This window comes from Catenibacterium sp., from assembly GCF_052354645.1.
Classification (GTDB): domain Bacteria; phylum Bacillota_I; class Bacilli_A; order Erysipelotrichales; family Coprobacillaceae; genus Catenibacterium; species Catenibacterium mitsuoka_A.
Genome location: NZ_DAWDDM010000100.1, coordinates 1 through 6754 on the forward strand (window position 1 = coordinate 1; position 6754 = coordinate 6754).

General features: G+C 33.4%; 6 protein-coding genes and 1 pseudogene. 6 read left to right on the forward strand and 1 reads right to left on the reverse strand.

Going from position 1 to position 6754, the window contains the following annotated elements; all coding sequences use genetic code 11:
- Together ACT8VG_RS05805 and ACT8VG_RS05810 are read left to right on the forward strand one after the other, a co-directional pair.
- Positions 1-401, forward strand: a pseudogene (locus tag ACT8VG_RS05805) (hypothetical protein); the annotation flags it as partial.
- Between the two features lie 95 nt (positions 402-496).
- Positions 497-1432 carry an Abi family protein gene (locus ACT8VG_RS05810; RefSeq protein ID WP_444195395.1) on the forward strand — a complete coding sequence of 312 codons (936 nt, stop codon included), beginning with the start codon at positions 497-499 and terminating at the stop codon, positions 1430-1432.
- A 358-nt stretch (positions 1433-1790) separates the two neighbouring features.
- Here the strand turns inward: ACT8VG_RS05810 and ACT8VG_RS05815 are convergent, their stop codons facing one another.
- A complete protein-coding gene (locus ACT8VG_RS05815; RefSeq protein ID WP_444195396.1) occupies positions 1791-2435 on the reverse strand; it encodes a hypothetical protein in 645 nt (214 codons plus the stop codon).
- Between the two features lie 111 nt (positions 2436-2546).
- Here ACT8VG_RS05815 and ACT8VG_RS05820 point away from each other — a divergent pair, with 111 nt between their 5' ends.
- From ACT8VG_RS05820 to ACT8VG_RS05835, 4 genes are all read left to right on the forward strand, one after another.
- Entirely contained in the window at positions 2547-3884 is a 1338-nt protein-coding gene (locus ACT8VG_RS05820) for an MATE family efflux transporter (protein ID WP_444195397.1), read from the forward strand.
- 30 nt (positions 3885-3914) lie between these two features.
- Complete coding sequence (gene lepB, locus ACT8VG_RS05825) at positions 3915-4406, forward strand: signal peptidase I (RefSeq protein ID WP_432267927.1); 492 nt, start codon at positions 3915-3917, stop codon at positions 4404-4406.
- A 194-nt stretch (positions 4407-4600) separates the two neighbouring features.
- Positions 4601-6352 carry a phosphoenolpyruvate carboxykinase gene (locus tag ACT8VG_RS05830; RefSeq protein WP_117460203.1) on the forward strand — a complete coding sequence of 584 codons (1752 nt, stop codon included), beginning with the start codon at positions 4601-4603 and terminating at the stop codon, positions 6350-6352.
- A gap of 121 nt (positions 6353-6473) precedes the next feature.
- Positions 6474-6754: SDR family NAD(P)-dependent oxidoreductase (locus ACT8VG_RS05835; RefSeq protein ID WP_444195398.1), on the forward strand; the 281-nt coding region annotated here is incomplete at its 3' end.

Genomic DNA, 6754 nt, shown 5'->3' on the forward strand with positions numbered 1-6754 from the left:
AGGAGGGGTATCACAACTGTCAGGTTGTTGTCCTCCTTATGGGTACCATTTTAAATTATGGTGGTACAAGAGCATGTGACTTCGATTGGATTAAATCTTTACATAATCAATGTGTGAATAAGAACACTACATTCACTTTTATAGAAACAGGATCTCATTTTGTGAAGGATGGTATTCATTATCGAGTAAAAGGGAAAGTAGCTCAGACAAGAATAGCCTATCGATCTAGAATGAATTATCAAGGAAAGAAACCTATATATCATCTTTATGATTTCTTTGATAATGAATTAAGAGAAGATCAATTGTATAAAAGAGAATTCAGTGAACATTGTATAGAATGTGCATCAAAACCTATATGTAATGGATGTGCAAGAAGATTTGGATGTAAACAATGTCTTTGATAATGAGAAAAAAGTAGTTTTAAATAGTATGAATAAGTAGAAGACTATAAGAGTAATCTTATAGTTTTTTTTGATACGTTTAAAGGAGACTGATGATGGAAAATGATAAACCAAGATTATCTCTAGATGAACAGATTCAACATTTGAAAGACAAGGGAATACTTTTCAATATTATGGATGAGGAATCAGCCAAACAATATCTCAAATACAACAATAATTATTATAAGTTGACTTCTTTCAGAAAAAATTATGATAAGCATCCAGGTGGAGAAAATAAGGGTAAATATATTAGGTTGGAGTTTGCCTATCTAGTTGATATGTCGATCATTGATATGCGTCTTCGCTATAGAGTAGTAGAAATGGCTTTGGATATTGAACATCATACGAAGCTACAATTATTAAGGAAAATGGATGAGTATGATGAAGATGGTTATCAAATAGTCAAAGATTATATTGGTTCTTTGGATGACAGGCAAAAGAATTATTTTGAATCTGAGATTAATAGGAACAGAAGAGGTATCTATTGCAGGGATATTATTGAAAAATACGAAGGTAATTATCCTGTTTGGGCATTTATTGAAATAATATCGTTTGGGAAATTGGTTGGATTTTATCACTATTGTGCTAATCGTTTCTCTGATAAGGAAATGAAATATGATTATTATGGGTTGTTAACTTGTAAAAAAATTAGAAATGCATCAGCTCATAGTAATTGTATATTAAATGATTTGAGATCTCATACTGCAGAACATCGAACAAAGAAAGACATTACAGAAGAACTAATGAATATTCCGCATATGAATTCTAATTTCAGAAAGAATAGAATGAGTAACGAGAGAATTCAACAGATTATTACATTATTGTATATGCATAAGAAAATGGTAAGAAGTGAAGGAGTTGCCTTATATGAAAGTGGGGAATTGAAGAAATTAATAAGAAGGATTGATAGAAATTTTACCTATTATAAGACAAATAAATTAATCCAAGGAACTTTCAAATTTCTAGGATTAGTAGTTGACAGTTGGTTTTAGACAGTGTAACATTGCAGTAGATGAAAAAAGATATTCTTTTACAGTAGCGGCATTGTGCAAACGATGTTTGCTCGGGTTTTCTATTAAAAGACCTCTTCGGAGGTCTTTTTTGTACATGAAAAACACATGTTTCCATGTGTCTTGCTTAATAGTTGGATTGTAGTAAGTAAAAAGACGCTTCAAAATTCTCAGATCAGTCATTGACAGTTGGTTTTAGACAGTGTATCATCGTGATAGGTGGAAAAAGATATTCTTTTACAGTAGCGGCATTGTGCAAACGATGTTTGCTTGGGTTTTCTATTAATAGACCTCTTCGGAGGTCTTTTTTACATATAAAAAACACATGTTTCCATGTGTCTTACTTAATAGTTGGATTGTAGTAAGTAATATGATGCTTCTTACAATAAGCATTGATTGCAGCTCTCCAGTCAGTATTTTTAGTATACTCTACTAAATAAGTCGCAATACCTTTTTCCTGGCATGTACTTAAATATTTCTTTAAGCGTGTTGATACTTCAGTATCCTGTTTTACATACTTCTTCCCTTGTTTCTTAGTCATCATACTAGTCTGGTTTACACCTGCAACCATCTTAGAATTCTTATAAACAGTTTCTCTATAATCATAGGCATTATTCACAATAACCTTTAACTTATTCTGATTTGCTTCCTTGATAAGAGCATCTAATGCATCTGCATCATCAATCTTACTAATAAAGATACCATCAGCCTTTAAAGTTTCAGCTTTGTGATGTGGTTTCTTTAAACTCATATAGAAATAAATCTGTTTAGATTTCTTTCTTAAAACCTTCATATCTTTTTTAGTTAAATCTTTACTGCTCACTACAATAAGATCATAGTGTATCTTCATCTTAAGAAGTTTACTCATCTTCTTTTTAGTAAGTACTGCATATGTACTTGCTTGTGATTTAACAGCTGTTTGAGAAGAACATCCAGTTAATACAAAGAAAGCACATAATACTAGTGTTAATATTTTTTTATACATTTTCTCATACCTCGCATCTCTTACATTATCACAATTTTTTCAGAAAGTGAACCTTGATTGTTTTAAGTGTGATGTAGTTCTATAATAAATAACCAAAAGGGGGAAAATTTTATGACACAATATGAATCACAGTATGAGAGAATGATCAAGCAGCCAATCCCTTCTCTGATACTTACTCTCGCATTACCAACAACTATCTCAATGTTAGTCACTAATATATATAACATGGCTGATACGTACTTTGTCTCTACAGTAGGGACAAGTGCTACAGGTGCAGTAGGGATTGTTTTTGGATTGATGGCGATATTACAAGCCTTTGGCTTTATGTTTGGACATGGGGCAGGCGCAAATATATCAAGAAGACTAGGGGCAAAAAGAGTAGAAGAAGCACGTATATTTGCATCTACAAGCTTTTTTGGCTCACTCTTTTTTGGTGCTTTGATTGCGATACTAGGTCTTATATTCTTAAATCCACTTATGTATTTGATGGGCTCTACTTCAACTATCCTACCTTATGCAAGAGCCTATGCCTTCTTTATTTTGATTGCAGCACCTGCTATGACTTCATCATGTGTGATGAATAATATACTAAGATATGAAGGACAAGCATCACTTGCAATGATTGGACTCACATCAGGTTCTATTATTAATATCTTTGGTGATTATATTTTTATGCGCATATTTCATATGGGTGTCACAGGTGCAGGACTCTCTACTGCCCTGTCTCAGTATATCAGTGCATTCATTCTCTATTCTATGTATCACAAAGGAAAGACACAAAGCTGTTTTAAATGGCAATATGTAAGTTTAGAAAAACATGTCATTGGAAGTATTGTTGCGGTAGGATTCCCTTCATTATGTCGTCAGGGATTAAATAGTATCAGTGTTATGACTCTTAACTTTGCGGCAGGAATCTATGGAGATGAAGCGATTGCAGCAATGAGTGTTGTGAGTCGTATATCTAATCTCATCTTCTCAGTAGGAGTGGGAATAGGACAGGGGTTCCAGCCAGTATCAGCATTTAGCTATGGTGCAAAAAGATACGATCGATTGAAACAAGCATTTATCTTCACTGTGACTCTTTCTACTATTCTATTAAGTATTATTAGTGTCATCTGTTTATGCTTCACAAAACCGCTTCTCTTACTCTTTACACAGGATAGTCAAGTACTCTCTATTGCGCAGCTTGCGATGAAATTTGAATGTATTGCGATATTCTTTATGGCTATTAGTATTGGTGCAAATATGTTGTTCCAAAGTATTGGTAGAAGTGTCATAGCGACATTCCTAGCTGCTTTAAGAAGTGGTTTGGCTTTTATCCCGCTTGTTATCCTATTGCCTCACATATGGGGTATTACAGGTTTAGCATTATCTCAGCCTATATCTGATTTATGCGCAAGTATTATTCCTATTCCCTTTATTTTTAGTTTATTCAAGGAATTATCCTAAAACTATGGTATAATCGTTTCGGTGATTAAAATGAAAAATATGAAACAAACAATATTAGAATATGTAAAAGTTATTCTTGTGACAGTAGTTCTTACATATGGTTTCTTATTCTTTGTCCAGATTTCTCATGTAGAAGGACAATCTATGGAACCTAATTATCATGAAGGGAACATTGTCTTAGTCAATAAGCAGTTCTATCATTATGATGATGTAAAATATGGTGATGTTGTCATTGCGAAATGTAATATATTAGGACAGCAGAGACAGATCATTAAAAGAGTCATTGGCAAGCAGGGTGATACAATAGAATGTATTGATCATGAACTCTACCGTAATGGTAAGAAAGTCAATGAAACATATATCAATGAACAAATGACAGACACTAACTGGACTTATACAGTTCCTAAAGGTGATGTCTTTATTATGGGGGATAATAGAAACCATTCTACAGATTCTCGTTATATAGGTGCTGTTTCTTTTAGGAAAGAAATAGTTGGTAAAGTATTCTTTAAGGCCTTCTAGTTAAGGTCTTTTTTATGTTACAGATTAGATTTCACTAACTTAGCAAGCCAAAAATAGGAATTTACTAAATTCCATAAATAATAACGCTTACATATGATAATTACAAAATTAGGCTTTGCATATTGTAAATTTCTCTGTTATTATGGGGTAAAGTAGATAGGAGCTAACATAATCTATTTAGAAAGGATGAAAAAATGGCTAAGAAATTCGAAATTACTAGAGGTAATGCAATCTTAAACTTCTCTGAAGAATTCTGTCAGAGTAGATGTGAATTAGTGGAAAGTGAATCTTTCTCTAAAGTATTGGAGAAATTCATTAAGAATCAGCGCAGATTAGAAACACAGTTATATATTTATTTACATGAACGCAATGCGGATGATTTCTTCTTATTAGGAGATTTAAGAAGCATTTTCAAGTTATTACTTGTACTTGATGCAGAACAGGTTTGTGCATTAAGACCAGAATATGCAGTGTATTTTGAAGATCGTGATATGTTCGTAAAGTTAATTGAAGACATTTATTTATACTGGAGAAAACTTCAGAGATATGCAATTGTTTTCAATGACTCAAAGAAATCAGGTTATCAGAGTGTACAGTTCGCTGACGCTCAGGAAGAGTTTGAAAAACTTGTATTAGAAGTATATCGTTCAATGCAGAGAGCTGTAGGTAAGAACGATAAGGTATTAAGACAGATTACAGCTGGTGTGAATGCTGGTTTAACTGTTACTCACTTAACTACAGGTTTACCTGATGATTATGAATGTTTAAAGGATGTTCCATTCATTGAACAGGTTGTTATTCATCCACCATTTATCACTTATTCTAAGAGAAACAAAAGAGATGGTGTATTCCCAGAAAGTAGAACAAATCCAGTTACTGACTTAACATTTAATCCTGATCAGTGGTTATGTTACCCTGCAAAGGTTGGTAAGTTATTATGTTTCGTTTACTTCAATACTAAGTTTATGGCACAGGGTGTTACTTTATGTAACTTATTTGAACTTGCTGATGAATCAGAATATAGACATAATAAACCAGATCTAGTATATGTATATGGTTATGAAGACGGTAAGAAGGATCAGTCATTCTTCCAGGATGACAAGAACGATATGATGGTTGCTAAACTATCAGCAAGTGATGAATTCGATTACTTCGGATATATGAAGAAGATGTGTTTAACACTTCACAACGTATCTAACATCAATCACCACAAATTACCTATCCATGGTGCTATGATCCAGATGAAGTTACATGATGGTTCTGAAAAGAATATCGTCGTAATGGGTGACTCTGGTGCTGGTAAATCAGAAACTATTGAACAAATCAAGGCTTATGGTGAAGCTTATATTGAAGATATCAAGACTATCTATGATGATATGGGTTGCTTATCATTAGTTGACGGTAAAGTAAAGACTTCAGGTACAGAAGTTGGTGCCTTCGTTCGTCTTGATGACTTAGATGCTGGTTACAGCTTTAAGGAATTAGATAGATCAGTATTCATGAACCCAGATAAGGTCAATGCACGTATCGTAATTCCTATTACTGATTATAAGGATGTTATCGCTGATCATGATGTAGATATCTTCTTATATGCTAATAACTATGAAGCTGAAGGTGAAGCCTTAGAATTCTTTGATAATGAAGAAGATGCATTAAAGGTATTCAGAGCTGGTAACCGTATGGCTAAGGGTACTACTACTGAATATGGTTTAGTTGGCTCTTATTTCGCAAACCCATTTGGTCCAGTTCAGAGAAAAGAACAGACAGAACCATTATTACAGGAATTCTTCCATAAGATGTTTGAACAGGGTGTACAGGTTGGTGTACTTCGTACAAGACTTGGTATTAAGGGTAAGGAATATGATGGTCCTAGAACTGCTGCAAAGACTATCTTACACTATGTAACTGGTGATGATGATCTTAAGGAATTACCAGAAGAACAGTAATAGCTCAAACACTTCAAGATTATTCTTGAGGTGTTTTTTTATATAAAAATAGATGAATTTGATTATCCACTCTATGAATACGCTTACAGTTATGTTACTATTTTAACAAGGAGGCTTGAATATGGGTAAATTAGATAATAAAGTCGCTATCGTTACAGGCGGTAATGCAGGTGTTGGTAAAGCTATTGCAAAATTATTTGCGAGTGAAGGTGCAAAGGTTGTTATTTCAGCAAGAAGAAAAGAAGTATTAGAAGAAGTAGGTAAAGAAATTGAAGAAGCAGGAGGTACTGTTTTATGTGTACCTACTGATATTTCTAAGATTGATGATGTAAAGAACTTAGTTGCGAAAACTGTAGAAACATTTGGTAAAGTAGATGTATTAGTGAATAATGCAGGTGTACT